Source organism: Nocardia sp. XZ_19_369 (assembly GCF_015355715.1).
Classification (GTDB): Bacteria; Actinomycetota; Actinomycetes; order Mycobacteriales; family Mycobacteriaceae; genus Nocardia.
Genome location: NZ_JACVED010000007.1, coordinates 383,451 through 409,867 on the forward strand (window position 1 = coordinate 383,451; position 26,417 = coordinate 409,867).

Below are 26,417 nucleotides of genomic sequence, written 5' to 3' on the forward strand. Positions count from 1 at the left end.
GTCCAACCTATTCCGCCGCAGCCAGGCGAGAACCCGCTCGCCGCAAACGATCCACCACATCGATGAGCACTTCGGGGTCGTGTGCCGCGGTGACGGTCGACCGCAGTGCACCACCGGGCCGCGAACTCCACGCCCCGGACAGCGGCAACAGGAACACGTCGGCATCCAGCGCCGCATGGAACCAGCGGGCGGTATCCCCGGCATCCGGAAACAGCAGCGGCACAATCGCGGTCGCGGAAACACCGGTATCGAATCCCGCCGAGTGCAGCGCGGTAGTCCAGGTGGCTCGATTCGTCGCAAGCCGCTCCATCAACCTATCTCCCTCGCGCAGCAGCAGTTCGACGGATTCGGCGGCCAGCGCCGCCGCCATCGGCGAGATCACAGTGGAGAAGGTAGCCCCGCGATGCCGGCGCAGCTGCTCGGCGTACTCGCCTGAGCTGGTGACGAACCCGCCCCCACCGACGAAAGCCTTGGCGAGCGATCCGACCCGGACATCAATGCTTCCGGGCATCCCATAGTGCGCTTCGATGCCGCGCCCACCCGGACCGAGCTGGCCCACCGAGGACGCCTCGTCGACGAACAGCACGGCATCCGAGTCACGGGCGCAGGCGACGAGCGCGGGCAGGTCGGCGATGTCCCCGCCGACGCCGAAGATCGCCTCACACACGATGACTCGTCGTCCGCGAGTGGGGAAGCGTTGCAGCTGTCCACGCAGGTCATCGGGGTCGTTGTGCCGATAGATGTGCAGGGCGGCACCGCTGAGCAGGCAGCCGTCCAGCAGAGAGCGATGGCACCGCTCATCGATGAACAACGCATCGTCGGGCCCGGCGATCGCGGGAATGGCGGAGACGTTCGCCAAATAGCCGGAGCTGTACAGGGTGACGGCCTCGCACCGCAGCAGGGCCCGCAGCGCATCGGTCAATCGTTGATGCACGACGGTGTAGCCATTGATCGCGCCGGACCCGTGTGAGCCGAAAGTCGAGGAACTCCTGGCGAACTCGACCATCGCCGCACGAATATCCGGGTGTGAGTTCAGGCCGAGATAGCTGTTGGAACAGAGATGATCGAAGCGCCGACCGCGAAAATGGATCGTGGTTTCGCTGACCTCAGCGGCGGGCCCGAGCAGCGCGCGCACATCGAGCTGCGCCGGCGTCGGCGCACTGGACGACGGAGTGGCAGCCTTGCGGGCTCCGGTCTCGAAGAGAGCTTCCACCAGCTCGGCAGCGGTGAGCGCGTTGGTCATACCTGCCCGTGACGCTCCGGGCCCGGCAACCCTGCTGAGCAGCGCGGCGAACCGAAGCGAGTCGATGCCGAGGGCGTCGAACGGCGCATTCATGTCGGGCTCATCGAGTCCCGTTGCGTAGCGCAGATAGTCACGGATTTGTGCCTCGGTACCCGTGGCCGCGGCATCCGCACTCGGCCTCGGCTCGGACAACATCGCACGCAAGGCCGCGACATCGACCTTCCCGTTGCGCGTCATCGGCATACCGGTCACCGTCAGCACCCGCTGCGGCAGCATGTATTTCGGTACCCGCACCGCCAGCGAGGCCCGAAAGGCCATGGGCTCGAACCTGATCGAATCGTCCACGGGAACCAGGAACACCGCCAGCGCCGTAGCACCGTCGAGCTCGAACCCGATGGTGGCCGCGTCCTTCACCGCGGGCATGGTGCGGCACTTCTCCGAGATGTGGTCGAGTTCGATGCGGTAGCCGTTGATCTTGACCTGATGGTCCGCGCGACCCCCGAACATCACCCCGTGGCGGAGCGAACGATAACCGAGGTCGCCGGTCAGATAAGCGGGAATCATGCTGCCCTCCGGTATTCCGGTACAGAACTTCGTCGCGGTCAGCTCAGCATCCCCCGCATAGCCCAGCGCGACTTGCGAACTACGCACCACGATCTGCCCGGTCTGCAACGGCAAGCAGACCCGACGTCCCGGCGTGACAACGAGAACATCGACGTCCTTCATTCCCGAACCGACCGGAATGACATCGGGCACCCCAGCCAAACCGGCAGCACTGGTGTCGACCTCGAAATAGCCCACAGCCCTTTGCGTTTCCGTAGAGCCGTACAGATTAACGATCCGCGCGCCCGGCGCGACCCCAGCCACCGTCTTCACCTGCGCACGGGTCAGCGCCGCGCCAACGAGAAAGACGACATCCAGATCTGACAAAGAATCTTCGGCACCCGCGAGCAGCCGAATCGCCGCCGGGTTGACGCACACGACCTGCACCCGATGCTCAGTCAGCCAACGCGGAAAGGCCTCGGTGACAGTCGAATTCCGATGCTCGGGCACCACAATGGTGCCGCCGAGGTAGAGCGGAGTCATGATGTCCCGCTGCAACGGGTCATGACCGATGCTCGAACACATACCGAACCTGGCGCCGCGCAGCGAGCCGAATCGACTGTCCATCCAATCGAAGAAGTAGGTGAGCGAGCCGTACCGTCCACGCACCGCCTTGGGCGTCCCGGAGGTCCCCGAGGTGAAGGTGATGATCGCGCAATCGTCGCGCCGGAACCGTTCAGCCTCGTATCGACCGGGCTCGACGGCGGATTCGAGCCCGAGCGACGTGAACGCCCCTGCAATACCCACACCGGCAAGATCGGCCACATGATCGGCGCCCGCGACCCGCGCACACTCCTCGATATAGCTGGTGGGAGCCTCGGGGTCAGCGATCGATACGGTGATCCCGGCCTTGAGCGCCGCCACAAAGGTCGCGACGAGCGTCTCATCCCGGTTGGGCACGAGCAGCAACGTCTCGCCGGCCCGCACACCACGCTGCTCGAGGTCCGCGGCGATACCGTCGGCAGTGCGATCCAGTTCGGCGTAGGAGATCGCCTTGGTGGCCGTTTCGACGGCAATCCGCGAAGGGTAGTTGCGAGCCATCTGGACGAAACGGGTAACGAACAGCTCCGGCTCGTCGGCACGAATACGCGTCTCGAAGCTCAGCCCGGTAAACGCTTCTTGCAGAACCACTTCCGCCCGAGCCAAAACCCCCTGGGCCCACGCGCCGGACATCACCTCGACGACCTCGCGCACATCGACATCACCGTCTTGCGGTAGGGCAACACTGATTTCGCCGCTACCGATGTGCACCGCGGTCACCGGCCGGAACCGCTCGATCAACTCGAGGTGCCGCGCCGGTTCGACATCGGAAATGAGATGTCCCACCGCGACATCGACCTCACGCACTACCGGCGAAGCCTTGATCAATGCACACAGATCCGCCAGCGTATGCCGCTCGACATCGACGCCGGACACATCGACCACCCGCAGCTGCGCCGAAGTCGTGATCACAATACTGCTCCGCGCGCCGAATACCCGATCGAGCAGCGCATGCAGCGCCACCGCAATTACCAGGGGCTCCCAGTCCACGCGAGCCGCGAAAACACCGGACCGATAAGCGCGGTGCAGCACATTGTTGTCGATACCGATGGCCGCATTGCTGATCATGCTCAATTGCTTTGTCCCACTCGTTATGTCGTCGCGCCGAACCCTCGCCGCGCTGGTTACTGAAGGGCCACTCCCACTCCGACGGTCACCAACGCAACGCCCACCCCCGTATCGATCCGCCGCCGCGTCCGCGCCTGCGCGAACCGCGCGTGCAGCCAGGTGACAACACTGGTGACGAAGAGGAACCACGCCGTCACCACCGCCACCGCGACCAGCGGAAGCGCCACCGCGTCGGTGACCGTCGCCCCGTCCGGAATGAACTGCGGAATCAACGCGACGAAGAAAACCGCTGTCTTGGGATTGAGGATGCTGCTACCGAACCCGCGCCCCAGATGGCGCCGAAACCCCTGCGCGGCAACAGGTCCGAGCATCGCGTCACCGGCCGCCCGCCGCGCCTGTACCAGCGCATGCACCCCGAGAAAGATCAGATACGCCGCCCCGAGCAACCGCACCGCGGTGAACGCCTCCGACGACGTCGCGAGCAGGGCCGAGACCCCGGTCACCGCCGCGAGCACCCACAGAAACATCCCGGCCGCGACCCCGAGCGTCGCCGCCGCCCCGGCCGCCCAGCCGCTCAGCGCCCGGCTCATGATCACCGCGAGGTCCGGCCCGGGGGACGCCGACACCACCAACATCACCCCGGCGAATGCGGCGTATTGCGTGATCGAGGACATCGTTGGGTCCCCTCCCCCTGAACTCCCTGTACCCGGCGGCGAACCTCGCCGCAATGCGCTCGGAAGGCATTGGGATAAACGCTATCTCGTCACCCGACGAACGTCATGACAGGAATTCTGGGTGCAGCATGACAACAACTTGCCCCCGGTCGGGGGGTTGTTCAACCGCGCAATGCGGCGGTAAGTTCCGGGCTCAACGCAAGCGCCGGTAGCGATTCCACCAGCAATTCGATGAGTTGCGCCCGCGGAATGGGTTTTTCGCTCATCCAGGTGAGAATTGTTTCCTCCACGAAGGCGATCCACCCGCGAATGGCCAGCTTCAACCGCGGCCGATCGGGATCGTCCGGCGGGATCGGAATCTCGGTGAGCACGAGTTCGGCGATCGCGCTGCGGGATTCGTTCACGTAGGTGACCATGCCGGGGTTGTAGCTCGACGGACCGCGCAGGATCGCGTGGTAGGCCGCACGGTTCTGCTCGACGTAGTCGACGTAGCGCTCGACCGAGTCGCGGAGCATGTCGAACAGTCCGAGGCTGCGGTCCGGCGCCGTCGCGGTCAAGAACTCGGCGCTGACCTGCCGCGCGATGGCCTCGTGGAATTCGTTCACCGAGGCGAAGTAGTGGAACAGCAGGCCGCGGGAGATGCCCGCCTGCTTGGCGATGTCCTCGACGGAGATGTCCTCCAGCGCCCGCTCGGCGAGCATCTCGGCCCCGAGGGTGATCAGTTGTAGTCGGCGCTCGTCCGGGCTGAGCCGGACGCGCTTGGTCTCTCCTGAACCGGAACGACTGCTACTCACAACCAACATCTTACTGAACGTGATTCAATACTGTTGACTGCTGCTCAATAAGCCTCTACGCTCGGTTATATGAGTCGCAAGGTTACAGACAAAGCTGTCGGCGACCGGCCCGTCCGCCGTGTCAAGACGATCATCATCGGTGGCGGATTCTCGGGCCTAGGCCTAGCCATCCGCCTGAGCCAGCAGGGTCGAAACGACTATCTGGTGCTCGAACGCGGTAACGATGTCGGCGGCACCTGGCGCGACAACACCTACCCCGGCGCCGCCTGCGACGTGCCCTCGCACCTGTACTCCTACTCGTTCGCACTCAACCCCGACTGGTCGCGCTCGTTCTCCCGCCAAGGCGAGATCCAGCAGTACATCCAGGGCGTCGCCGAGAAGTACCGGGTCCTCGACAAGCACGTCTTCAACTGCGACGTCACCAGCGCACGGTGGAACAACGACACCGCCGAGTGGGAAGTCGAGTCGTCCGAGGGCAGCTTCGTCGCCGACACGCTCGTCTCCGCGATCGGCGCGCTGTGCGAGCCCGCGCTGCCGGATATCAAGGGCATCAACGACTTCGAGGGCGAGATCTTCCACTCCGCCCGGTGGAACCACGACGCCGACCTGACCGGCAAGCGCGTCGCCATCATCGGCACCGGCGCCTCGTCCATCCAGATCGTGCCCGCCATCGCGGACAAGGTCGCCCACCTCGACGTCTACCAGCGCACCGCGCCCTGGCTGCTCCCCCGCATCGACCGCCCGTACACCAAGGCCGAACACCTCGCCTTCAAGTACGTGCCCGGCTTCCAGCGCCTGTCCCGCGCCGCCATCTATGCCGCACGCGAGACTCAGGTCGTCGGCCTGGCCAAGTTCCCCGCGCTGATGCAGGCGTTCGAGCTGCTCGCCAAGGCCAAGCTGCGGTACGAGGTCCGCGATCCGGAACTGCGCGCCAAGGTGACGCCGAACTTCCGGATCGGCTGCAAACGCATGCTGATCTCGAACAACTACTACCCCGCGATCAGCCGCGACAACGTGGACGTGGTCACCGACGGCATCACCGAGGTGCGGGCGAACTCGATCGTCACCGAGGACGGCACCGAGCGCGAGATCGACGCGCTCATCGTGGCGACCGGCTTCCACGTCACCGATTCGCCGACCTACGAGACCATCTCCGGGCGCGACGGGCGCACCCTCAGCGAGGTGTTCGACGAGATCGGTCAGCAGGCCTACAAGGGCGCGACCATCGCCAACTTCCCCAATATGTTCTTCCTGCTCGGCCCGAATGTCGGCCTCGGCCACACCTCGATGGTGTACATGATCGAGTCGCAGCTCAACTATGTGGCGGACGCACTGGCCACCGTCGATCGGCTCGGCCTGAAAACCGTCGAGGTGCGCCGCGATGTGCAGGACGAATACAACGTGGACCTGCAGCGCAAGCTCGGCAAGAGCGTCTGGATCAATGGTGGCTGCGCCAGCTGGTACCTGGACAAGCACGGCAACAACACCACGCTGTGGCCGGACTTCACCTTCGAATTCCGTAGGCTCACCAAGAATTTCGACTTGTCCGCCTATGAGACAACCAAAACGTCCCGAGCCGATGTGAAAGTGGGAGCACAGTGAGCAAAGACGCTTACTTCGTCGACAAGGTTTGTGTGATCACCGGAGCAGGCTCCGGTATCGGTCGCGCACTCGCCGAAAACCTGGCCAAGCGTGGTGCCAAACTCGCGCTGTCCGATATCGACACCGACGGTCTGGCCGAGACCGTGCGCCGTTGCGAACAGCTCGGCGCCGAGGTGAAATCCGATCGGATCAACGTGGCCGAACGCGAGGCCGTGCTGCTCTACGCCGACGCGGTGCACGCCCACTTCGGCAAGGTGCACCAGGTCTACAACAACGCGGGCATCGCCTACCACGGTGAAGTGATCAAGTCCGAGTTCAAGGACATCGAACGCATCATGGACGTCGACTTCTGGGGCGTCGTCAACGGCACCAAGGCGTTCCTGCCGTTCCTGATGGAGTCCGGCGAGGGGCACGTGGTCAACGTGTCCAGCCTGTTCGGGCTGATCGCGGTGCCCGGCCAAAGTGCTTACAACGCAGCCAAATTCGCGGTGCGCGGGTTCACCGAGTCGCTGCGCCAGGAGATGCTGGTCGGCAAGCACCCGGTCAAGGTCACCTGCGTGCACCCCGGCGGCATCAAGACCGCCGTCGCGCGCAACGCCACCTGGGCCGAGGGCATCGACGGCAAGAAGGCCGCCTCGATGTTCGACGCGAAGCTGGCCATGCACTCACCGGAGATGGCCGCACAGACCATTACCGAAGGTGTGCGCAAGGGCCACGGGCGAGTGCTGATCGGCTGGGAGGCCAAGCTGCTCGACGTGTTCGTCCGGGTCACCGCCTCCGGTTACCAGCGCATCGCCGCCGTCGTGAATCGCCCGTTCCTACCCTGATTCGAGTTTGACCCATGCGGGATCTCAACCTTCCGATGCCCGTCGCCCGAGCGGTGCTGCGTCCGATCTTCCGCGTCCTGCTGAACCAGCGGTCGCCGTGGTGGATGCAGCGCCGCTTGCTCGAACTGGGCTCGGTCGCGCAATTGGTGCCCCCGGGCACCACCGTTCAACGGATTCGACTCGGCGGCAGGCCCGCCGAACGCCTCACGGCCACCCCGACGCCCACCGGCGCGGTGCTCTATCTGCACGGCGGCGGTTACGCGGTCGGCTCGCCGGCCACCCATCGGTCGCTGGCCGCCCGGCTCGCCCATCAAACCGGTGCTGCCGTCTACGTTCCCGACTATCGACTGGCTCCGGAGCATCCGTTCCCCGCCGCGCTCGACGACGCCGAGGCGGCGTTCCTGGAGCTGGTGGACAGCGCGGGCTACCGCCCGGACCAGATCGCCCTGTCCGGTGATTCGGCGGGCGGCGGATTGTCGCTGGCCACCGCGCAGCGGTTGATCGCCCGGCACGGGCACACCCCGGCCGCGCTCGGCCTGATCGCGCCGTGGACCGACCCGAACCAGATCCCGGAACGCGACGGCGACCTGGTGATCAACCGGCTGTGGTCACGTGCCTGCGCCGCCGCCTATCTCGGCGGCGGAGATTCGAGTGATCCTGGTTACGCGCCGCTCACCGGCGTATTAGTCGGGTTGCCGCCGACCTACGTCCAGGTCGACGTCGACGAGTTGCTGCACGGGCAATGCGGGGACCTGGTCGCCGCGCTGCGCGCAGCCGGGGTCACGGTTCGGTTCACCGAGAGCACGGGCCTGTGGCACGTCGCGCAACTGCAGGCCGCACTGGTCGCTCCGGCCGCCGCGGCGCTCAGCGAACTGGCCGCGTTCCTGCGGGAAGCGATTCAACCGGCGGATGTCCGGGACTTAGGATAACTACGAAGCGGGTCCGTAGCTCGGGTGTTACGCACGGATCCGTTTCTGGTGGTCGACCTCACGGCCCTGACACAGGTGTCGTAGATTACTGGCGAGTAAACCCACGTGGAAGGGCACTGATGCGAGAGTTCGAAGTCCCGGCTTCCTACACCATTCCGGAAGACGCGAACAATTCCGACAACGTCTTCCGGCATGCCGAGCAGTCGCCCGACGCGGTGCTGTTCAATGTGCCGGCCGGCAACGGTGGCTGGCGGGACGTGACGGCCGCGGAGTTCGCGAAGACCGTCACCGGCGTCGCCAAGGGATTGATCGCCTCGGGCATCGAACTCGGTGACCGGGTCGCCATCATGGCCCCGACCCGCTACGAGTGGGCTGTGCTCGACTTCGCCATCTGGGCCGTCGGCGGCTGCACCGTCGCCATCTACGACAGCTCCGCGGCCGAGCAGGCCAAGTGGATCCTGCAGGACTCCGCCACCAAGCTGCTGATCGTCGACAGCGACAAGCACCGCGCCACCATCGACGAGATCGAGGCCGGCGCGCTGACGGAGCTGAAGGAGACCCTGCAGATCGACAAGGGTGTCGTCGACGAGCTGATCACCCGCGGCGCCGAGCTGGACGACCAGCTCGTGCACGACCGGCGCAAGCAGGTGAACGCGGCCTCGGCCGCCACCCTCATCTACACCTCCGGCACCACCGGTCGCCCCAAGGGCGTCATGCTCACCCACGCCAACCTGTACGCCGAGTCCAGGTCCGACGGGATCGCGCTGGCCACCTTCATCCGGCCGGGCAAGAAGACGCTGATGTTCCTGCCGCTGGCGCACGTCTTCGCGCGCGCGGTCGCGCTGGTCGCGTTCGACGCCAAGGTGACCGTCGCGCACACCTCCGACTGGTCCACCCTGGTCGACCAGTTCGGCACGTACAAGCCGCACTTCATCCTGTCGGTGCCGCGCGTGTTCGAGAAGGTGTTCAACAGCGCGAAGCAGAAGGCGCACGACGGCGGCAAGGGCAAGATCTTCGACGCCGCCGCGGACACCGCCATCGCGTGGAGCGAGGCGATCGACAACGGCGGGCCCGGGCTGGTGCTCAAGCTCAAGCACGCGCTGTTCGACAAGCTGGTCTACAGCAAGCTGCGCACCGCGCTCGGCGGTCAGTGCGACGCCGCGGTCTCCGGCGGTGGCCCGCTGGGCGCGCGCCTCGGGCACTTCTTCCGCGGCGTCGGCGTCACCATCTACGAGGGCTACGGGCTCACCGAGACCACCGCGGCGATCACCGTGAACACCCCCGAGAACATCCGGGTGGGTTCGGTGGGTCAGCCGATCCAGGGCCACGCAGCCAAGATCGCCGAGGACGGCGAGCTGCTGCTGCGCGGCTCGGTGGTGTTCGACGGTTACTGGGGCAACCCGGCGGCCACCGAGGAAGCCTTCCAGGACGGCTGGTTCAAGACCGGTGACCTCGGCGCCATCGACGCGGACGGGTTCATCACCATCACCGGCCGCAAGAAGGAACTCATCGTCACCGCGGGCGGCAAGAACGTCTCCCCCGCGCTGCTCGAGGACTCGCTGCGGGCCCACCCGCTGATCAGCCAGGTGATGGTGGTCGGCGACGGCCAGCCGTTCATCGCCGCGCTGATCACGCTGGACCCGGAGGCGCTGCCGGGCTGGCAGAAGAACCACAACCTGCCCGCGGACACCCCGATCGAGAAGCTGATCGAGAACCCGGAGCTGATCGCCGAGATCGACGCGGCGGTCGCCGAGACCAACAAGAAGGTCTCGCATGCCGAGGGGATCAAGAAGGTCAGCATCCTGCCGGTCGACTGGACGCAGGAGGGTGGCGAGCTCACCCCGAAGCTGTCGCTCAAGCGCGCGGTCGTGATGAAGCAGCACGCCGACGATGTAGCGAAGATCTACAGCTGAGCTGAAACGCCGGGAGGCGCCGCCCGCGAGGATTCCTCGTGCGCGGCGCCTTTCGGCTATCTGGGGGGGCGGCGATCCGAACTTTTCGGCCTTTTGCGTCGCCGCGACTGCTGTTCGGGTTTCAATGGAGCAACCCCATCGCGAACCGGAGGTTGCCGAGATGACTGATGGCGCAAGGAAATTGCTCGCCATGATCCAGGCGGAGCTGGCGCCGCGGGACGCGGACAATCGGCTCATACCGCTGATCAGCACGGGTAAGGCGGCGCGGGCGGTGTTCGCCGCGATCGCCACCGAGGAGTGGCGGATCACCAGTAGTGACTGGCGCAGCTTCCACGCGCTGGCGGCCCGGGCGGACCACCCGCATGCCCGCGCCTTCTTCGGCATGCTCGCGCCGGGTGAACAGCAGGCGCAGGAGATGTTGCACGCGCTGGTGGTGGCGGCCGGACGGGACCCGGGCACCGAACTGCCGCGCGCCGGCTGTCAGGCGTATGCCGCCTACGTGGCCTGGCTGGCGTTGAACGGCGAACCGGCCGCGGTCGCCGCGGGCATCTTCGCGAATTTCGGCACCTTCGGCCGCTACTGCCGCGACGTCGCCGCGGGCATGCGCGAGCACTACGGCTTCGACGACGCCGCCTGCGCGTTCTTCGACCACTTCGCCGCGGACGCCCCCGAGGTCGAACAGCAAGCGCTGCGCGCCATCCAGGCCGGCATCGACTCCGCGCGCCTGAACACCGACGAGGCGCACCTCTACGCCCGCCTCTTCCAGAGCTATGAACTCATGTTCTGGAACACCCTCGCGGACGAGTTCACCGAATAGCAGGATTTCCGCTGGCGACGGCGGCCCGGCAGTACGCTCGAGTTCATGGCCAATCTGCGAGTGCGGGTCGCGGCTGGGATCGTCTCGGCAGGTGTGGCGCTCGGCGTCGCGGAGCTGCTCGCGGCGTTCTTCGGCGCCGACAGCGCGCCCCTCAATGCCCTCGGCGCGACCGTGGTCGACCACACGCCCGACGGCATTCGCGAATGGGCCATCAGCACTTTCGGCACCAGCGACAAGGCGGTGCTGTATGCCTGCATGGCGGTGGTCGCGGTGGTCGTCGCCGCGATTGCGGGTGCGATCGAACGCACCTCGCGGGCGGCGGGTTCGGCGATCCTGGCGGTCTTCGGCGTGGTCGCCGTTCTTGCCGCGGTCGCACGGACCAGTGCGTCCGGTGCGCTGCCGACCATCATCGGTGTCGGCGTGGGTATCTACGCGTTGCGGTTACTGACTCGACGGATCGATGCCACCGAACCGCAGAGCGACGCTGAAACCTCAAGCGCCGGAGGGGAATCCGTAACCGGTGCGCCGGAGAAGGTAGCCGCCGACGCGACTCCGGAACGACGGCAGGTGCTGCAAGGCCTGCTGGTGGTAGGCGGTCTGGCGGTGGTCACCGGCGTCGGCGGACGATTATTCGGGGTGCGGCGCAGCGATGTATCGGGTGAGCGGGCAGCAGTCGAGTTGCCGCAGCCGACTGCGCCGGAGTTACCGATCGCACCGGGCGCCGATCTGCGGGTCCCCGGCCTCACTCCTTACCTGACCGCCAACTCGGACTTCTACCGCATCGACACCGCGCTCATCGTGCCGCAGGTCTCCAAGGACGACTGGTCGCTGCGCATCCACGGCATGGTGGACCGGGAAATCCGGCTCACCTGGGCGGATTTGGCGAATCGACCGGCCGTCGAGCGGCTGGTCACGCTGGCGTGCGTGTCCAATCCGGTCGGCGGCGACCTGATCGGCAACGCCCGCTGGCTCGGCTACCGGCTCGATGAACTGCTCGCCGAAGCGGGACCGCACCCCGACGCGGACATGGTGCTCTCGCACAGCACCGACGGCTGGACCGCGGGCACCCCGCTGTCTGTCCTCACCGACGGCCGCGATGCCCTCCTCGCCGTCGGCATGAACGGCGAACCACTCCCCGTGGTGCACGGCTACCCTGCCCGGCTGGTGGTCCCCGGTCTCTTCGGCTATGTCTCCGCGACGAAGTGGGTGACCGAGCTGGAGGTCACCCGGTTCGATCGCGCCACCGCTTACTGGACCCGTCGTGGCTGGTCCGCCCTGGGTCCGGTCAAAACCGGCACCCGCATCGACACCCCTCGTCCCCGTGGCCGAATCAAGCAGGGCCGCACCGTCGTCGCGGGCGTCGCCTGGGCGCAGCATCGCGGCGTCCGCACCGTGGAAGTGCAGATCGACAACGGCCCATGGCAGCCCGCCCAGCTGGCCGAAGAACACTCCATCGACACCTGGCGCCAATGGACCTTCGACTGGGACGCCACCCCGGGTCCGCACACCCTGCGCGCCCGCACCACCGACGGCACCGGCGAGGTCCAGACCGCCGAGCGCCGCGACGTGGTCCCCGACGGCGCTACCGGCTACCCCTCGGTCACCCTCCAGGTCAACTGAACCACCGAGAACTGTCCGCGCTGTTCAGTAGCCGGAATCGCCGGAGGATCCGTCCTTGGCTTCGATGCTGTCGAAAAAACCGGTATCGACCATGTCTTTCACCGCCAGTTCGATGTTCGCGGTGGTGACCTTTTTGAGAATTACCAGATTCGGTTCGGTGAAATAGAGACTGCCACCGGCGATCTCGTCTTCGATGGTCTGTCTCAATCGGGCTGGGTCATAGAAGGAGACGGGGAATACCGAGCCGTCGGCAAAAACGACTTCGACATCGAGCCACCCCTTGTCCGCGGTCTCCGTCTCCCGTCGGCCGGGATACCCCTCCGGGAAAACGACGCGATAGTTCTCTGCCATACCTGAACAACCCCCACCGGCTCCAACGCCGCGTTCGGCAACGACGTGCGGACAGCTTACGGTCCGCGTGCGGCACTGCGCCCACGAAACGAATGCCCGTGGGGCGCAGTGGCACCGAATTGTCAGCCGGTCAGCGACTCCGCTTTGGCAGGCGCATCCTTCGCGTCGGCCACCGGGGGTTTGCCGTGCCGAATGAACAGGGCCGAGGCGATAACGCCGATCAGCAGGATGCCCGCGGGCAACAGCATTGATTGACCCAGTGCGGTACTGAACGATTCCTTCACGAATTCGGGGATGGGGCCTTGGCCCGCACCACCTTCGGCTACTTTGCCGCCACCCAGTCCGTTGGCCGACATCCGGGCCGCGATCAAGGCGCTGATCGCCGCGCTACCCAGCACCGAACCCACCTGACGGGTGGTGTTGTAGACGCCCGCACCCGCTCCTGCCTGTTGCACCGGCAGATTATGCGTGGCGGTGGTGGCGAGCGGACCCCAGATGCACGAGTTCGCGAAACCGGCCAGCGCGGCGGACACCAGGAACCAGATGATGGGCGCGTCCGGCGTCATCAGCGCCGAGAACCAGAACACCGACACCGCGAACAGCGCGAACCCGGCGGTCGGCAGGATCCGCGGGTGCAGGCGGTTGGCGAACCGGCCTACGAACGGCGCGAACACGAGGGTGACGATCGCCATCGGTGCGAACACCAGCGCCGACTCGGTCGGCGACATCTCGCGCACCGCCTGCAGATAGAAGTAGGACGGCACACTGAACGCGGTGACGGTGGCGCCCATCGCGGCGATGGCGGTGTTGGACAGCGCGAAGTTGCGTTCCTTGAACAACTTCAGTGGCAGCAGCGGCTCGCCGGTATTGCGCGCCTGGTTCACCGCGAACGCGGCGAGCACCAGTACGCCGGCACCGATCACCAGCCAGATCCGCAGCGACCAGTCGTTGCTGTTGCCTTCCTGGATGCCGAACACGAGCAGGAACATGCCGACGGCGCTGAGCAGCACGCCGGGGATGTCGAACTTGTGCCGGTTGGTCGGCAGCGCGGGCACCAGCCAGGCGGCCAGCGCGAAGGCGACGATGCCGATCGGCACGTTGACGAAGAAGATCCACTTCCAGCCGAGGCCGTCGACCAGCACGCCGCCGAGGATCGGCCCGACCAGCGTCGCGAGCCCGGCCACGCCGCCCCACAGTCCCATGGCCGCGCCGCGCTTGTCCGGCGGGAAGGTGCGGGTGATCACCGCCATGGTCTGCGGCGTCATCAGCGCGGCACCGATGCCCTGGGCGGCCCGCGCGGCGATCAGCATGCCGATGGTGCCGGACAGGCCGCACCACAGCGACGCCGCGGTGAACACGGTCAGGCCGATCAGGTAGATGTTCTTGGGGCCGAAGCGATCACCGAGCCTGCCGGTGACCAGCAGCGGCACCGCATAGGTGAGCAGGTAGGCGCTGGTCACCCAGATCACCTGCGAGATGTCGGCGTGCAGATCCTCCATGATGGCCGGGTTGGCGACCGCGACGATCGTCATGTCGAGCAGGATCATGAAGAAGCCGACGACCAGCGCGGTGAGCGCCAGCCACGGATTGCGTTGAGTGGTCATGGATTCGACAGTTCCTATCTCGGAGGTTCCCGATGACGGGCGAACGAAGTCGGTGAGCCGCGGCATCAAGGCGGTGCCCCCGCGCCGCGGCGGATCTTGGTCACCGGCGGCGCCCCGGTGAGGTCATCACTGGTCCAGCCTTGGTGGTGCTTGCCGGGCCGATCGCCGGCGGCCGGGTCGAAGTCCTCCCATTCGAGTGCCCCGCTGGCCAATTCGACGAGGAAGCTCTCGAGCCAGGCGATCTCGGCGCCGAGCATGGCGTGCAGGTACGGCAGCGCGATGACGTAGCGGCGCGGCACCCCGCGCTCGCCCGCCCAGCCGATCATCAGCTCGACCTCGGCGAGCTCGGTTTTCCGGTGCTCGGCCCGCTCCCGCAGGAACGCGAGCACCTCGTCCTTGGGCAGGTTGTGCGATTCGCCGAGCGCGATCGGGAACACCGGATACTCCGGGACCGGAGAGCGCAGGATCTCGGTGATCCGGCTGCGCAGCGCCGCGCGGCCTTGCTCGGTGATGCGATAGGTGGTGCGTTCGGGCCGGTTTCCCTCCCGGTCCACCCCTTCGGCCTGCACCAAACCGTGCTCGGCCAGCCGGGTGACCGTGTGATACAGCGAGCCGGGCCGCACCTTGACCAGTACATCTTCCCGGCGGGCGATCAGCAGTTGGTACATCTCGTACGGATGCATGGGCTGCTCCTCGAGCAGCGCGAGCACAGCGATCGCCAGTGGCGTCACTGTCGGACGCGCTTGCTGCGCCATTTCCGTCACCTTCCGCAGATCGCTCGCGCGTGGTCAGCGCCCGAGCCGGAGTCATCGGCCCGCGAGGCGAACGTAGCCCCGGCTTCCGACATACTCCACACTAAATACTCCACGTGGAATATACGGCGCGGAACAATACGATCGCAAGACCTGGCAATCAGGCGCAGAGGTGATCGCAGGCACAGCAAACCGGCCCCCGACATCAGTCGGAGGCCGGGCTGAACTGGACTGTTCGGCGGCTCAGCCGGCGGTTCGCACGCTGAGGTCAGGGGCAACCGGCAGGACAGTGGCGCGACGGAGCCGCCCGGTGCCCGGCGTGCTCGCCCACACGGCCACGGCGAGCAACCCGTCGAGGACCATGGCCAGAACCGCGACCAGCAGCGCGCCGACGAGAACCCGGTCGTACCGGTAGAGGCTGATGCCGTCGAAGATGTAGCGGCCGAGCCCGCCCAGGTTGACGTAGGCCGCGATGGTCGCGGTGGCCACGACCTGCAGGGTGGCGCCGCGCAGACCGGTGAGCAGGATCGGCATGGCGTTGGGCACCTCGACCCGGAACAGGATCTGGGTCTCGGTCATGCCCATGGCGCGCGAGGCGTCGACGACATCGGCAGGGACATTGGCGATTCCGGCGTAGGCCCCGGCCAGCAGCGGCGGAATACCAACAGTCACCAGGGCGAGCAGTGGCGGGATCAAACCGAGGCCCATGCCGAGCACCAGAAAGGTGAGCAGGCCGAGCGTCGGCAGCGCCCGCATGGCGTTCGCGAAGCCGACGAGCACGGCCGCACCACGTTTGGTGTGTCCGATCACCAGGCCGAGCGGCAGCGCGACCGCGGCGGACGCGACGATGGTGAGGAAGCTGTACCACAGATGTTCGGCGATCCGGTGTTCGATGCCCACGGGGCCGTTCCAGTTCGCGCCGTCGGTGAGATAGTGCCAGGCATCGATGAAAAGGTTCATGCCGCAACGCCTTTCGCCTGCGCCGACCGCGCGTCGGCCCGCACCCACGGCGTGGCCCAGCGGCCGAGCGCGTAGACGAGGCGGTCGAAGATCAGGGCCAGCGCCAGGATCACGATGATGCCCGCGACGATCTCGTCCGGATAGTCACGCTGGTAGCCCTGGGTGAACAGCTTGCCGACCCCGCCGACCCCGATCAGCGCGCCGACCGACACCATGGCGATATTGGTGACCACCACCACCCGCAGGCTGGACACGAAAACCGGGATGGCCAGCGGCATGTCGACGGTCAGCGTGCGCCGCAGCGAGCTGAACCCGACCGCGTCGGCGGCGTCGATCACCTCGGCGGACACCGAGTCCAGCGCCGCGGGCACCGCGATCACCAGCAGCGCGGTCGAGTACACGGTCAGCGCGATGATCACGTTCAACGGGTCGATCGTCGAAATCCCGACCAGCGGCGGGATGATCACGAACAGCGCGAGCGACGGAATGGTGTATGCCAGGCTCGCCACGGTCACCGTCATCCGGCGCAGCCAGGAGACCCGGCGCACCAGCGCGCCCACCGGCACCGCGATCACCAGGCCGAGCACCAGCGGCACCAGCGCCAGGTAGAGATGGGTTCTGGTGAACCCCATGATCTCGGCGAAGTTGTCGATCAGGTATCTCACGTCGAGCCCCCGCCGCCCACTTCCTGTTCGAAGAAGTGCCTGTTGCGCTCGGCGTCTTCGACAGCGCGCTGATCGGCGAGCCGTTGCAGGATCTCGGTGGCCAGCACGCCGCCCCGCACCGCACCCGAATCATCCACGGCCACACCGACTCCGGACGGCGAGGAGATCGCGGCGTCCAACGCCTGCCGCAGATCACCCGCCGGCGTGAACAGCGAGCCACCCGCGGACGTGCTCGCCGCCAGCGAACGACCGCCACGCACCGCCTCCACCCCGGTGACGTCGATCCAGCCGGACGGCTTACCTTCGGCGTTCACGATCAACACCCAGTCGCCGCGGTCCAGCCGCAGCGACGGCACCTCCGCCGACGTCGCGGTCCGAATCTCGTGCAGCGGAACGTCTTTCGCCGATCGGAAGGAGAGCCCGCGATAGCCGCGGTCACGTCCGACGAAATCGGCAACGAAGTCGGTGGCGGGCTGGGCGAGTACATGATCCGGCGGATCGTACTGCTGCAGCACCCCGCCGCGGCCGAACACCGCGAGGCGATCACCGAGGGTGATCGCCTCATCGATGTCGTGCGTCACGAACACGATGGTCTTCTGCAATTCGGCTTGCAGCCTTTGCATCTCGGTCTGCAACTCGGCCCGCACCACCGGGTCGACCGCGCTGAACGGCTCGTCCATCAGCAGCACCGGCGGGTCCGCGGCCAGCGCCCTGGCCACCCCGACGCGCTGCTGCTGACCGCCGGACAGCTGCGCCGGATATCGGCCGGCCAGCGACCGATCCAGCCCGACCCGGTCGAGCACCTCCAGCGCCGCCGCGCGGGCGGCCTTGCGCGAATCTCCGCGCAGCACCGGCACGGTCGCCACATTGTCGACGACCGTGCGGTGCGGCAGCAGTCCACCGCTCTGGATCACGTAACCGATACCGAGCCGCAGCTTTACCGGGTCGACCGTCGAAATGTCCTGTCCGGCAATGGTGATGCTGCCGGAACTGGGCGTGATCATCCGGTTGATCATCCGCATCGAGGTGGTCTTGCCGCAGCCGGACGGGCCGACGAACACGGTGAACGACCCGGAGTCGATGCGCAGATCGAGGTCGGTGACGGCGTGCGTGCCGTCCGGATAGGTCTTGCTGATACCGCGGAATTCGATATCGGACAACGCTTTTCTCCTACCCGGTGGGGGTCTTCAGCCCCTGCGCGGCCACCCACGCCGCAGCCGCGGCCTTGGGCTCGGTCTTGCTGCTACCGGAGACGGCCTCGTTCAGTTTGATCAGTTCCGCAGTGGTCAGCTTCGCCGAGGCCGCGTTGAGGGCGGCCAGCGCCTTATCCGACTTCTTGGCCGCATTGAACAGCGGGACCACGTTCTGCGCGGCGAAGTTGTGCTTCGGATCCGCAAGCACCACAAGGTTGTTCTGCGGGATGGCGGGCGAGGTGGTGAAGATATCGGCCGCGGTCACCTGGCCCTCGACCAGCGCGCGCACGGTGGCGGGCCCGCCGCCGTCGGCGATCGGCACGAAGTTGTTCGGGGCGATGTCGAGGTTGTAGTTCTTCTTCAGGCCGGGCAGGCCGCCCGGGCGCTCCTGGAATTCCGCGGGCGCACCGAATTTCACCTCGGCGGAGTGGGCGGCCAGATCGGCGATGGACTGCAGGTTCCAGCGTTCCGCGGTGGCCTTGGTGACCACCACCGCGTCGGAATCCTCACCGGGGGCCGGGGTTCCGATGGCCAGCTCCGAACCGAGGGCCTTGGCGAGCGCGCCGTCGACGTCGGCGGCGCTGGTCGCGGTGGCGTTCTTGTCCAGGTACTGCAGCAGGTTGCCGGTGTACTCGGGGATCACCGAGATCGCGCACTGACGCACCGCCGGGACGTAGGCTTCCCGGCTGCCGATGTTCAGCTTGGTCTCGACCTTGAATCCGTTGACCCGCAAGACCTCCGCGTAGATCTCGGCGACGGTTTCGGACTCCGGGAAGTTCGCCGAGCCGACGATGAGGCCGTCGCCTTCGCAGTCACCCTTGCTGGCCAGCGGGTCGGAGTTGCCGCAGGCGGACAGGATCATGGCGGCGGCCAACGCCGTCGCGGCGACGATGAATCGGACGGCGCGCATTGTGAGCCGCAGCGCCGACCGACCGTGCCGCGCGGCATCGGGGGTGATCGAGGTTTTCACTGAAGTCCTTCCGGCATGACGGGCAGTGCGAGGTCCCGGGGCAGCACAGCCACCGGTACATTCTGGGTGTCCATACTGCCCGCTTCAGGGTCTTCCTGTTAGCTCTGTCGGTCTCTCGGAGAGTTGGTGTCGCCGGATGGTGTTGCCCGCGTCGCTGCGGATGCTGGCTCGATTACTGGTCGTCGCGACCGCCGCACTGGCCGTATCCTGCGGGAACGGTGCGCAGGGCGCGCGGATCACGGTCGGCGCCGGTGACTCGATCGAGTCGGGGCTGCTCGCCGAAATCTATGCGGGCGCACTGGCTCGCGCCGGCGCGCGCACCACGGTCGAGGCGCGGCTGGGCGGGCGCGCCGACTATCTGGCCGCGCTCGACGCGGGGCGGGTCGACCTGGTCGGTGAGCACAACGGTGCGCTGCTGGCCTTCCTCGACACCACCGCCCCCGACCGCACGCCCGACCAGGTGCGTAAGGCGCTGAGCAAGTCGCTGCCCGAGGGACTGGTGGTCACCGATGCCGCCGACGGCACCGATCTGCGGCCGCGGGTCGTCCTTACCAGCGAGGCCGCGGCGCGCGACAACGTGCGCAGCGTCGGCGATCTGGTGCCCCGCTGCGGCACGCTCACGCTCGGCATGGCGCCCGTCCTCGACTTGATCGCCCTGCCACCCGCGCTGGAACAGGTGGCGGATTGCGCCACGACCGTGCGGTTCCCGGACGCGGCGGCGCTGCGAAAGGCGCTGCTGGACGGGCAGGTTCACGCCGGGCTGTTGACCGGGTCGCCCGCCGTCGTACCCGGGTCGACCGACGGGCTGACGCTCCTGTCCGACGCCGACTACGCCCTGCGCGCGGAGAACGTGCTGCCGCTGTTCCGCAAAGGTGTGCTCGACGAGCTGCAGATCAAGAAGCTCAATTACGTTGCGGGCGAACTCACCACCGACGACCTCGCGGCGATGATCCGCAGTATCCGTGACGAAGGCGCGAAGCCCGCGGAGCTGGCGCGCAAGTGGCTCGACGACCACTCGTTGTAAACACCGCACATGCCGCACCGGACATCGCTAACGTCTGACCAGTGAGTATCAGGTTCATCGGCGGCTATGTGGCGCTCGTGGCGATTCTGCTGTTCGTGTGGGCGACCAACACGGACCGCAATCCCGTGTTCGCGGCGTCCCTGGTTTTCGCGCTGTGCGCGATGGTCGCCATGAACGTCTGGATCCACCTGTCCAACCGTCGGCAGCGCAATACGCGAAAGGCGCCCCGCCCCGATCGGGACAAGGCGCCTTCCAGCGAGTGAGTTGCTAGGCAACACCTTCGGCGCGCGCGGCGGCCGCGACGGCCTCGGCGACCGCGGGGGCGACCCGCGGGTCCAGCGGGCTCGGCACGATCTTCTCCGGGCCGAGCTCGGCGGCGACGACGCTGAGGATGGCGTCGGCGGCGGCGATCTTCATGCCCTCGGTGATCCGGCGGGCACCCGCATCGAGTGCGCCCTTGAACACGCCCGGAAACGCGAGCACGTTGTTGATCTGGTTCGGGAAGTCGCTGCGGCCGGTGGCCACGATCGCGGCGTACTTGCGCGCGACCTCGGGGTGGATCTCCGGGTCCGGGTTGGACATGGCGAACACGATCGACTCCGGCGCCATCGAGGCGATGAGCTCCTCGGCGATCAGGCCCGCGGACAAGCCGAGGAAGACGTCGGCACCGGTGAGGGCCTCGGCCGCGCCGCCGGTCAGCCCGCGCGGGTTGGTCCGGGTGGCCAGCTCGGCCTTCACGTCGTTGAGGTCGGTGCGCTCCCGGGTGATGATGCCCTTCGAGTCGAGCACGGTGACGTCCCGAACGCCCGCGGCCAGCAGGATATTCGTGCACGCGACACCGGCGGCGCCCGCGCCGGACACCACCACCTTCATGTCGTCGATGGCGCGACCCTGCACCTTGGCCGCGCCGTTGAGGGCGGCGAGCACCACGATGGCGGTGCCGTGCTGATCGTCGTGCATGACCGGGCAGTCGAGCGCCTCGATGAGTCGCTTCTCCACCTCGAAGCAGCGCGGCGCCGAGATGTCCTCCAGGTTCACCGCGCCGAAGCTGGGGCGCAGCCGGATCACCGTCTCGACGATCTCGTCGACGTCCTTGGTGTCCAGCACAATCGGGATCGAGTTGAGGTCGGCGAACTTCTTGAACAGCGCCGCCTTGCCCTCCATCACCGGAAGCGAGGCGCGCGGGCCGATGTCGCCGAGACCGAGCACCGCGGTGCCGTCGCTGACCACCACGACGAGCCGGTCGGTCCAGGTGTAGCGCTTGGCGAGCTCGGCGTCCTGCGCGATCGCCCGGCTCACCTGAGCGACGCCCGGGGTGTAGGCGATCGACAGGTCGCGCTGGGTTTCCAGCGGCGAGCTGAGTTCTACCGAGAGCTTGCCGCCGAGATGCCCCGCGAAAATCTCGTCGTGGGTGATTTCGGAAAGACTTGCAGTGGCATTCGGTGCGTCAGTCACAGGTGACACGATTTCACTCCTGCTCGGGCCGGACAAACCGGGGGACGGTTACCGCCGGGTATATAGGTATAAGTGTCTACAGTCGCTCCACAGGCTCCGCTCCTGTGGATTCTTTACGCTCATCGAGTGCGCAGACCGGTACGTTTCGCGTGTGACGGCGGGTCACAAAAAACCCGTTGTCGATTTCGCTGACGTGGCGCGGCACTGATCCGCGGAGCGGGAGCCGGACGGGTGGGTCCGGACAGAACATGCGGCGTGATCCTCGGGTCGCGACGGTGCGTCGCGAGGCGGAGATCTCCGTAACTCCAGTACCCGGCGGTGGCTTAGGTAAAGGAATCCGACATATTCTGCCAGCACGGTCTGCGACTTGCCAAACCGGTCTGGTTCTCGCCGTGTCGCCTGCCCGCCCCCAGCTTACTGCGACGGAATTACCGGACGGTAAGCGAAAACTCGCGTACCGCGCCGACCGGGCGGTGAGTTGTCACATCGCGATCGGGTCGGCCGGTGTGAGGTGCTCGTCGGTCGCCGCCGCTGTGTCGTCCGCGGGCCGGATCTCCGGCGCGTCCGGGAGCGCCGCCGACCGTGTGCTCAGCACGCCGCCCTCGCGGGCGTGTGCGACGGCCGGTCCGCGGGCGTCGAGCACGAGCGCCTCGCGACGCCCCGACGGACCGCGGGCGTCGAACACCAGGGTCTCCCGCCGAGGAGACGGTCCGCGCGCGTCGAACACCAGGGTCTCCCGCCGGATGGAGGGGTCGTGCGCGTCGAGTACGAGCGCCTCGCGCCTGCCGCGCGCGACCGGCTCGCGGGCGGGCGGCACAGCAATCTCCTTGGCACCGACCATGCCCGCGTCCAATGCCGCGATCTCACGTGCGTCCGGGCGCACCCACACGTTGTCCAGGCCCCCTGACATCAACCGCACCCGCCAATCCGCCTCGGCCCCCGGATGATCGGTGCGCCGATGCATGCCGCGGCTCTCGGTCCGCGCCAGCGCGCTGTATTTGGTCCACCGCGCCACGGCCAGCAACGCGGCCGCCTGGCGGGCCCGCAACCGATCCAATCCGGTGCCGCCCAGGTCGAATTCGGCGCCGGGCCACATCGAGTCGAGTTCGCCGATGCTGTCGACCAGGCTGCCCGCGCTGCGCCAGTAGCTGCGCCGCAGCGGCAGCGTGTGCTCCTGCACGAGCCCGACCACCGCGCGCGGATCGATCCGCGGCACCTCACTCAGCCCCGCCCCCGGCACCTCCTGGACCGGACTGCGCAGGTCGGCCGCGCGGGCGTATCTCGCCGCGCCCGCACCGGCCCACACCCCGGAGGCGATCGCCCACGCACCGCCCTGACCGCCGAAGCCACTGACCGCACCCGTGATCAGCTCCCTGGTGGTCACGTCGCCCGCACCGAACAGCCCGCCGATCGTGGTGGCACAGTCGTGGTTCGCGACCCGCAAACCGCCCGTGCCGCGCACCGTGCCCTCCAGCACCGCGCGCAGCGGTACCCGGCCGGTGTGGTCGACCAGGCCCTGCTCGGTCAGCCTGCCGCGCATCGCGACGGGCACGTCGTCGAGTGCCGCGAACACCCGGTGGCCGTCGGCGATGGCGGCGAAGGCCGCGGCGCGGTGGCCTTCGAGGATGGCCCCCGACTCGTCGTACAGGGTGGCGAAATGCAACCCGAGCTCGGACGCCGACTTCGGCCGGCGAGCCGAGGACGGCGCATGCACAACGGGAGTCAGGCCGTACGCACTGGAGAACTCCATGCCGGATAGTTCGGCGCCGGCTTCCGCGGCGAACAGCAGACCGTCGCCGGTGTCCACGTCGGTGCCCGCGCCGCCGGAGAGGAAGGCACAACCGCCGGTGGCCACCACCACGGCGCCCGCACGGACGGTCCACGTCTGGCAGTGGTTGTGCAGCTGCACCCCGGTGGCCCCCGCGACGCCGCCGTCGCGATCGACGAGCAGTTGCAGGGCCGGATGATGGTCGAGGACACGCACCCCCGCGTCGAGCGCGCTGCGCCGCATCCGTTGCAGGTAACTGGCGCCGTCCAGATACACCCGCAGCGACGAGCCCGGACCCGCGCCGGGGAATCGATAACCCCAGCGGGCCAGCTGCTCGACCCGCAGGTGCGTCTCCTCCAGCACGCGGTGCATCCACTCCGGATCGCCGAGTCCGCCGCCGTGTGTGTACCCACGGCGCACCGCCTCGTCCCTGGCCGGTCCGGGCGGGATGTTCCACAACGAGGTGGTGCCGTGCGCGGTCGGGCCGCTGGTGCCGCATCTGGCCTTGTCGGCGAGCACGACACGGGCGCCGGTGGCGGCGGCGGAGACGGCGGCCCAGGTTCCGGCAGGGCCTCCGCCCAGAACCAGTACGTCCGTCTCGAGTTCGGTCACAATGAGAAATGTTCGGCCACAATTCACGTTGCCGCAACCATTAGCGGAATTTTTAGCGGTGGCGTTTCGGATTCGATGTCAGCCGAATGCGATAACACCGCCGTAGATCAACTCCACCACTGCGTCCACAGCAATAATCCAGCGACGATAAAAACAACCGCAGATCCGGAAAAGGCGGCGAAACCCCGACGCTTGTCCGAATAAATCTGCGCCGCAACGGCTATCACGGCCACCACCACATGCCACGCCACCGACTCGGCGCCCGGGCCAGGGAAGTCCCGGCGACCCGCCATGAACGCGGTGCCGACGATGACCAGCATCAGCGCGACGGTGCCCGCGGCGACGATCCCGCTGAGGCCACGCAGGAGCCTCACGAAGCGATCACCGGCACCCCGGTCGCCTTGCCCACCAGCACCTCGAATTGCGCTGGGTCGGTGGTGAACTCACCGAGGCGGATGGACTTGTTGGTGCCGTGGTAGTCCGACGAGCCGGTGGTGAGCAGGCCGAGCTCGGCGGCCAGGCCGGCCAGTACCGCGCGGTCCTGCGCCGAATGGTCCGGATGGTCGAGCTCCAAGCCGCCGAGGCCGAGTGTGGCCAGCTCCCTGATGTCGTCCAAGGCGAGCAGCCTGCCGCGCTTACGGGCCCGCGCGTGCGCGATCACGCTGACCCCGCCCGCGGTGGCGATCATCTCCACCGCGCGCCGCAGCGGCGTGTCGGCCTTCTCCACGTAGTAGGGGCCGTGCGGCGCGAGCAATTCCTCGAAGGCGGCGTCGACACTGGGCACCACACCCGCCGCCACCAATGCCCTGGCCAAGTGCGGCCGGCCCGCGGACGGCCCGGCCGAGGCGAGCACCGCATCCGGATCGATCGGCAACCCGTCGGCCACCATCCGCTCGGCCATCGCGCGCACCCGCTCGATCCGCTCGCCACGCAACCGCTCCCGCTCGTCGGCGAAACTGCGGTCGGTCGGGTCGAACAGATAAGCCAGCAGATGCACCGGCACCGGCCAGCCGTCCTCGCCGAGGCCGGTACACGACATCTCCATGCCACGGACCAGCGTCAACCCCTGCGGCAGCGCGTCGACCGCCTCGGTCCAGCCCGACGTGGTGTCGTGGTCGGTGATCGCGAGCACGTCCAAGCCCGCAGCGGCCGCGTTGCGAACCAGTTCCGCCGGGGTGTCGGTGCCGTCGGACGCGGTCGAATGGGTATGCAGATCAATGCGCACGCCCTCAGTCTTACAGTGCTCGATCGGCGGCATGCGCGAGTGCCCGCGTGGTGACCGCTTCGCTACCGCCGCCGAGCCGTCGCGGCGGGAAGCCCTGGACGCACCGGCGGGCGACGTAGCATCGTTCAGTGCCAACGATTCCACCTATGCCGTCGTTTCGTGGTTCCGGCCGCCCGGCCCGGGCCCTGCCGCGCATCCCGGTCCCGACCGCACGGGCCATCGTGGACTGCGGCGTCTACGTCGAGGGACACCGGCTGCCCGGCAGGTTCACCCATCGCGACGCGCTCGCCGAGGTGCGCAACCGCGGCGCGGGTTTCGTCTGGGTCGGCCTGCACGATCCGGACGAGGGGCAGATGGCCGATATCGCCGAGACGTTCGGGCTGCACGCGCTCGCGGCCGAAGACGCGGTCCATGCGCATCAACGCCCGAAATTGGAGCGGTACGACGACACGCTGATCCTGGTGATGCGGACGGTCGCCTACGTAGAGCATGAGCTGCACAGCATCAGTGAGATCGTGGAGACCGGCGAGATCATGGTGTTCACGGCGCCGGACTTCGTGGTGAGTGTGCGGCACGGCGAGCATTCCGAATTGGCCTCGCTGCGCAAAGAACTGGAGGCCGACCCGTCGAAGCTGATGCTCGGCACCGGCGCGGTCTTGCACGGGATCGCCGATCACGTGGTGGATTCGTACATCGAAGTGACGCAGTCGGTCGAGCTCGATATCGACGCGATGGAGGAAGAGGTTTTCACGCCGCGCAACGGCATCGCCATCGAGTCGATCTACCAGCTCAAGCGGGAAGTGGTAGAGCTGCGGCGAGCCGTCAATCCCCTCGCGATCCCGCTCCAGGTGCTCGGGCACAAGCCGGATGTGCCGCTGCCCAAGGAGATTCGGCGCTACATGCGCGATGTGGCCGACCACCACGCAGGCGTCGCCGAGCGCATCAGCGACTTCGACGACGCGCTGAGCGCGCTGATCAGCGCCGCGCTCGCCAAGATCGGCGTGCAGCAGAACACCGACATGCGCAAGATCTCGGCGTGGGTGGCGATCGCCGCCGTGCCCACGATGATCGCGGGTCTCTACGGCATGAACTTCACCCACATTCCGGGATCGGAAGAGGTGTGGGGCTTTTGGCTGGTGATCGTGGTCACGTTCGGCATCTGCTTCGGGCTGTTCACCACCTTCCGACGCAACAACTGGCTGTAGCGC

Annotated in this window: 22 protein-coding genes and 1 pseudogene; 9 read left to right on the top strand and 14 right to left on the bottom strand. The window is 67.4% G+C overall.

All coding sequences use genetic code 11. The features are described 5' to 3' along the window. Positions 1–7: 7 nt before the first annotated feature. From IBX18_RS26955 to IBX18_RS26965, 3 genes are all read right to left on the bottom strand, one after another. Positions 8–3,454, bottom strand: coding sequence for an aminotransferase class I/II-fold pyridoxal phosphate-dependent enzyme (locus IBX18_RS26955; RefSeq protein ID WP_194836297.1), 3,447 nt, complete (start codon positions 3,452–3,454; stop codon positions 8–10). Positions 3,455–3,510: 56 nt separating this feature from the next. Further along, positions 3,511–4,128 (bottom strand): LysE family translocator, encoded by a 618-nt coding sequence (locus IBX18_RS26960; protein ID WP_194836298.1) that lies wholly within the window; start codon positions 4,126–4,128, stop codon positions 3,511–3,513. A gap of 161 nt (positions 4,129–4,289) precedes the next feature. After that, positions 4,290–4,931 (bottom strand): TetR/AcrR family transcriptional regulator, encoded by a 642-nt coding sequence (locus tag IBX18_RS26965; RefSeq protein ID WP_194836299.1) that lies wholly within the window; start codon positions 4,929–4,931, stop codon positions 4,290–4,292. A gap of 60 nt (positions 4,932–4,991) precedes the next feature. Here IBX18_RS26965 and IBX18_RS26970 point away from each other — a divergent pair, with 60 nt between their 5' ends. The 6 genes from IBX18_RS26970 (at position 4,992) to IBX18_RS26995 (ending at position 12,630) form a co-directional block, all read left to right on the top strand. Beyond that, positions 4,992–6,524, top strand: coding sequence for an NAD(P)/FAD-dependent oxidoreductase (locus IBX18_RS26970; RefSeq protein WP_194836300.1), 1,533 nt, complete (start codon positions 4,992–4,994; stop codon positions 6,522–6,524). Next, the gene (locus IBX18_RS26975) at positions 6,521–7,351 is read left to right on the top strand and encodes an SDR family oxidoreductase (RefSeq protein ID WP_194836301.1); all 831 of its coding nucleotides are present in this window, start codon (positions 6,521–6,523) and stop codon (positions 7,349–7,351) included. Before IBX18_RS26970 ends, IBX18_RS26975 begins: the two co-directional genes overlap by 4 nt. A 14-nt stretch (positions 7,352–7,365) precedes the next feature. Beyond that, positions 7,366–8,280 (top strand): alpha/beta hydrolase, encoded by a 915-nt coding sequence (locus tag IBX18_RS26980; protein ID WP_194836302.1) that lies wholly within the window; start codon positions 7,366–7,368, stop codon positions 8,278–8,280. A 119-nt stretch (positions 8,281–8,399) separates the two neighbouring features. Beyond that, positions 8,400–10,193, top strand: coding sequence for a long-chain fatty acid--CoA ligase (locus tag IBX18_RS26985; protein WP_194836303.1), 1,794 nt, complete (start codon positions 8,400–8,402; stop codon positions 10,191–10,193). 160 nt (positions 10,194–10,353) lie between these two features. Further along, positions 10,354–11,010 (top strand): transcriptional regulator, encoded by a 657-nt coding sequence (locus tag IBX18_RS26990; RefSeq protein ID WP_194836304.1) that lies wholly within the window; start codon positions 10,354–10,356, stop codon positions 11,008–11,010. A 45-nt stretch (positions 11,011–11,055) separates the two neighbouring features. Further along, positions 11,056–12,630 carry a molybdopterin-dependent oxidoreductase gene (locus IBX18_RS26995; protein WP_194836305.1) on the top strand — a complete coding sequence of 525 codons (1,575 nt, stop codon included), beginning with the start codon at positions 11,056–11,058 and terminating at the stop codon, positions 12,628–12,630. Positions 12,631–12,654: 24 nt separating this feature from the next. Here IBX18_RS26995 and IBX18_RS27000 read toward each other — a convergent pair whose 3' ends face one another. The 7 genes from IBX18_RS27000 to IBX18_RS27030 form a co-directional block, all read right to left on the bottom strand. Continuing rightward, positions 12,655–12,981, bottom strand: a complete 327-nt coding sequence (locus IBX18_RS27000) for a hypothetical protein (protein ID WP_194836306.1) — start codon at positions 12,979–12,981, stop codon at positions 12,655–12,657. A gap of 122 nt (positions 12,982–13,103) precedes the next feature. Beyond that, on the bottom strand, positions 13,104–14,585 hold the full coding sequence (locus tag IBX18_RS27005) for a DHA2 family efflux MFS transporter permease subunit (protein WP_194836307.1): 1,482 nt from the start codon (positions 14,583–14,585) through the stop codon (positions 13,104–13,106). A 65-nt stretch (positions 14,586–14,650) separates the two neighbouring features. Then, complete coding sequence (locus IBX18_RS27010; protein ID WP_194836308.1) at positions 14,651–15,340, bottom strand: PadR family transcriptional regulator; 690 nt, start codon at positions 15,338–15,340, stop codon at positions 14,651–14,653. A gap of 240 nt (positions 15,341–15,580) precedes the next feature. Then, complete coding sequence (locus IBX18_RS27015) at positions 15,581–16,297, bottom strand: ABC transporter permease (protein ID WP_194836309.1); 717 nt, start codon at positions 16,295–16,297, stop codon at positions 15,581–15,583. Beyond that, entirely contained in the window at positions 16,294–16,962 is a 669-nt protein-coding gene (locus IBX18_RS27020) for an ABC transporter permease (RefSeq protein ID WP_107659082.1), read from the bottom strand. Before IBX18_RS27020 ends, IBX18_RS27015 begins: the two co-directional genes overlap by 4 nt. Beyond that, complete coding sequence (locus tag IBX18_RS27025; protein WP_194836310.1) at positions 16,959–18,122, bottom strand: ABC transporter ATP-binding protein; 1,164 nt, start codon at positions 18,120–18,122, stop codon at positions 16,959–16,961. Before IBX18_RS27025 ends, IBX18_RS27020 begins: the two co-directional genes overlap by 4 nt. 10 nt (positions 18,123–18,132) lie before the next feature. Next, positions 18,133–19,065 carry an ABC transporter substrate-binding protein gene (locus tag IBX18_RS27030; protein ID WP_194836511.1) on the bottom strand — a complete coding sequence of 311 codons (933 nt, stop codon included), beginning with the start codon at positions 19,063–19,065 and terminating at the stop codon, positions 18,133–18,135. A 196-nt stretch (positions 19,066–19,261) separates the two neighbouring features. On the opposite strand from IBX18_RS27030, the gene IBX18_RS27035 reads away from it, so the two are divergent. Continuing rightward, complete coding sequence (locus tag IBX18_RS27035) at positions 19,262–20,149, top strand: glycine betaine ABC transporter substrate-binding protein (protein WP_194836311.1); 888 nt, start codon at positions 19,262–19,264, stop codon at positions 20,147–20,149. A gap of 41 nt (positions 20,150–20,190) precedes the next feature. Then, the gene (locus IBX18_RS27040; RefSeq protein ID WP_194836312.1) at positions 20,191–20,412 is read left to right on the top strand and encodes a hypothetical protein; all 222 of its coding nucleotides are present in this window, start codon (positions 20,191–20,193) and stop codon (positions 20,410–20,412) included. Between the two features lie 4 nt (positions 20,413–20,416). Here IBX18_RS27040 and IBX18_RS27045 read toward each other — a convergent pair whose 3' ends face one another. The 4 genes and pseudogenes from IBX18_RS27045 to IBX18_RS27060 form a co-directional block, all read right to left on the bottom strand. Continuing rightward, the gene (locus IBX18_RS27045) at positions 20,417–21,613 is read right to left on the bottom strand and encodes an NADP-dependent malic enzyme (RefSeq protein ID WP_373889233.1); all 1,197 of its coding nucleotides are present in this window, start codon (positions 21,611–21,613) and stop codon (positions 20,417–20,419) included. A gap of 862 nt (positions 21,614–22,475) precedes the next feature. After that, positions 22,476–23,984 (bottom strand): annotated as a pseudogene (locus IBX18_RS27050) (FAD-binding protein); the annotation flags it as partial. 107 nt (positions 23,985–24,091) lie between these two features. After that, on the bottom strand, positions 24,092–24,304 hold the full coding sequence (locus IBX18_RS27055; RefSeq protein ID WP_228541798.1) for a hypothetical protein: 213 nt from the start codon (positions 24,302–24,304) through the stop codon (positions 24,092–24,094). A gap of 50 nt (positions 24,305–24,354) precedes the next feature. Further along, a complete protein-coding gene (locus IBX18_RS27060; RefSeq protein ID WP_194836314.1) occupies positions 24,355–25,209 on the bottom strand; it encodes a PHP domain-containing protein in 855 nt (284 codons plus the stop codon). A 146-nt stretch (positions 25,210–25,355) separates the two neighbouring features. Between IBX18_RS27060 and IBX18_RS27065 the strand changes: the two genes are divergently transcribed. Further along, positions 25,356–26,414, top strand: coding sequence for a magnesium and cobalt transport protein CorA (locus IBX18_RS27065; protein ID WP_194836315.1), 1,059 nt, complete (start codon positions 25,356–25,358; stop codon positions 26,412–26,414). The last annotated feature ends 3 nt before the right edge of the window (positions 26,415–26,417 follow it).

Coding starts and splice junctions, on each gene's coding strand:
- IBX18_RS27015 (WP_194836309.1), bottom strand. CDS start 16,297: ATGAACCTTTTCATCGATGCCTGGCACTATCTCACCGACGGCGCGAAC.
- IBX18_RS27055 (WP_228541798.1), bottom strand. CDS start 24,304: ATGCTGGTCATCGTCGGCACCGCGTTCATGGCGGGTCGCCGGGACTTC.
- IBX18_RS27005 (WP_194836307.1), bottom strand. CDS start 14,585: ATGACCACTCAACGCAATCCGTGGCTGGCGCTCACCGCGCTGGTCGTC.
- IBX18_RS27000 (WP_194836306.1), bottom strand. CDS start 12,981: ATGGCAGAGAACTATCGCGTCGTTTTCCCGGAGGGGTATCCCGGCCGA.
- IBX18_RS26970 (WP_194836300.1), top strand. CDS start 4,992: ATGAGTCGCAAGGTTACAGACAAAGCTGTCGGCGACCGGCCCGTCCGC.
- IBX18_RS26980 (WP_194836302.1), top strand. CDS start 7,366: ATGCGGGATCTCAACCTTCCGATGCCCGTCGCCCGAGCGGTGCTGCGT.
- IBX18_RS26955 (WP_194836297.1), bottom strand. CDS start 3,454: ATGATCAGCAATGCGGCCATCGGTATCGACAACAATGTGCTGCACCGC.
- IBX18_RS26990 (WP_194836304.1), top strand. CDS start 10,354: ATGACTGATGGCGCAAGGAAATTGCTCGCCATGATCCAGGCGGAGCTG.
- IBX18_RS26960 (WP_194836298.1), bottom strand. CDS start 4,128: ATGTCCTCGATCACGCAATACGCCGCATTCGCCGGGGTGATGTTGGTG.
- IBX18_RS27065 (WP_194836315.1), top strand. CDS start 25,356: ATGCCGTCGTTTCGTGGTTCCGGCCGCCCGGCCCGGGCCCTGCCGCGC.
- IBX18_RS26985 (WP_194836303.1), top strand. CDS start 8,400: ATGCGAGAGTTCGAAGTCCCGGCTTCCTACACCATTCCGGAAGACGCG.
- IBX18_RS26965 (WP_194836299.1), bottom strand. CDS start 4,931: ATGTTGGTTGTGAGTAGCAGTCGTTCCGGTTCAGGAGAGACCAAGCGC.
- IBX18_RS27035 (WP_194836311.1), top strand. CDS start 19,262: ATGGTGTTGCCCGCGTCGCTGCGGATGCTGGCTCGATTACTGGTCGTC.
- IBX18_RS27010 (WP_194836308.1), bottom strand. CDS start 15,340: ATGGCGCAGCAAGCGCGTCCGACAGTGACGCCACTGGCGATCGCTGTG.
- IBX18_RS26995 (WP_194836305.1), top strand. CDS start 11,056: ATGGCCAATCTGCGAGTGCGGGTCGCGGCTGGGATCGTCTCGGCAGGT.
- IBX18_RS27030 (WP_194836511.1), bottom strand. CDS start 19,065: ATGCGCGCCGTCCGATTCATCGTCGCCGCGACGGCGTTGGCCGCCGCC.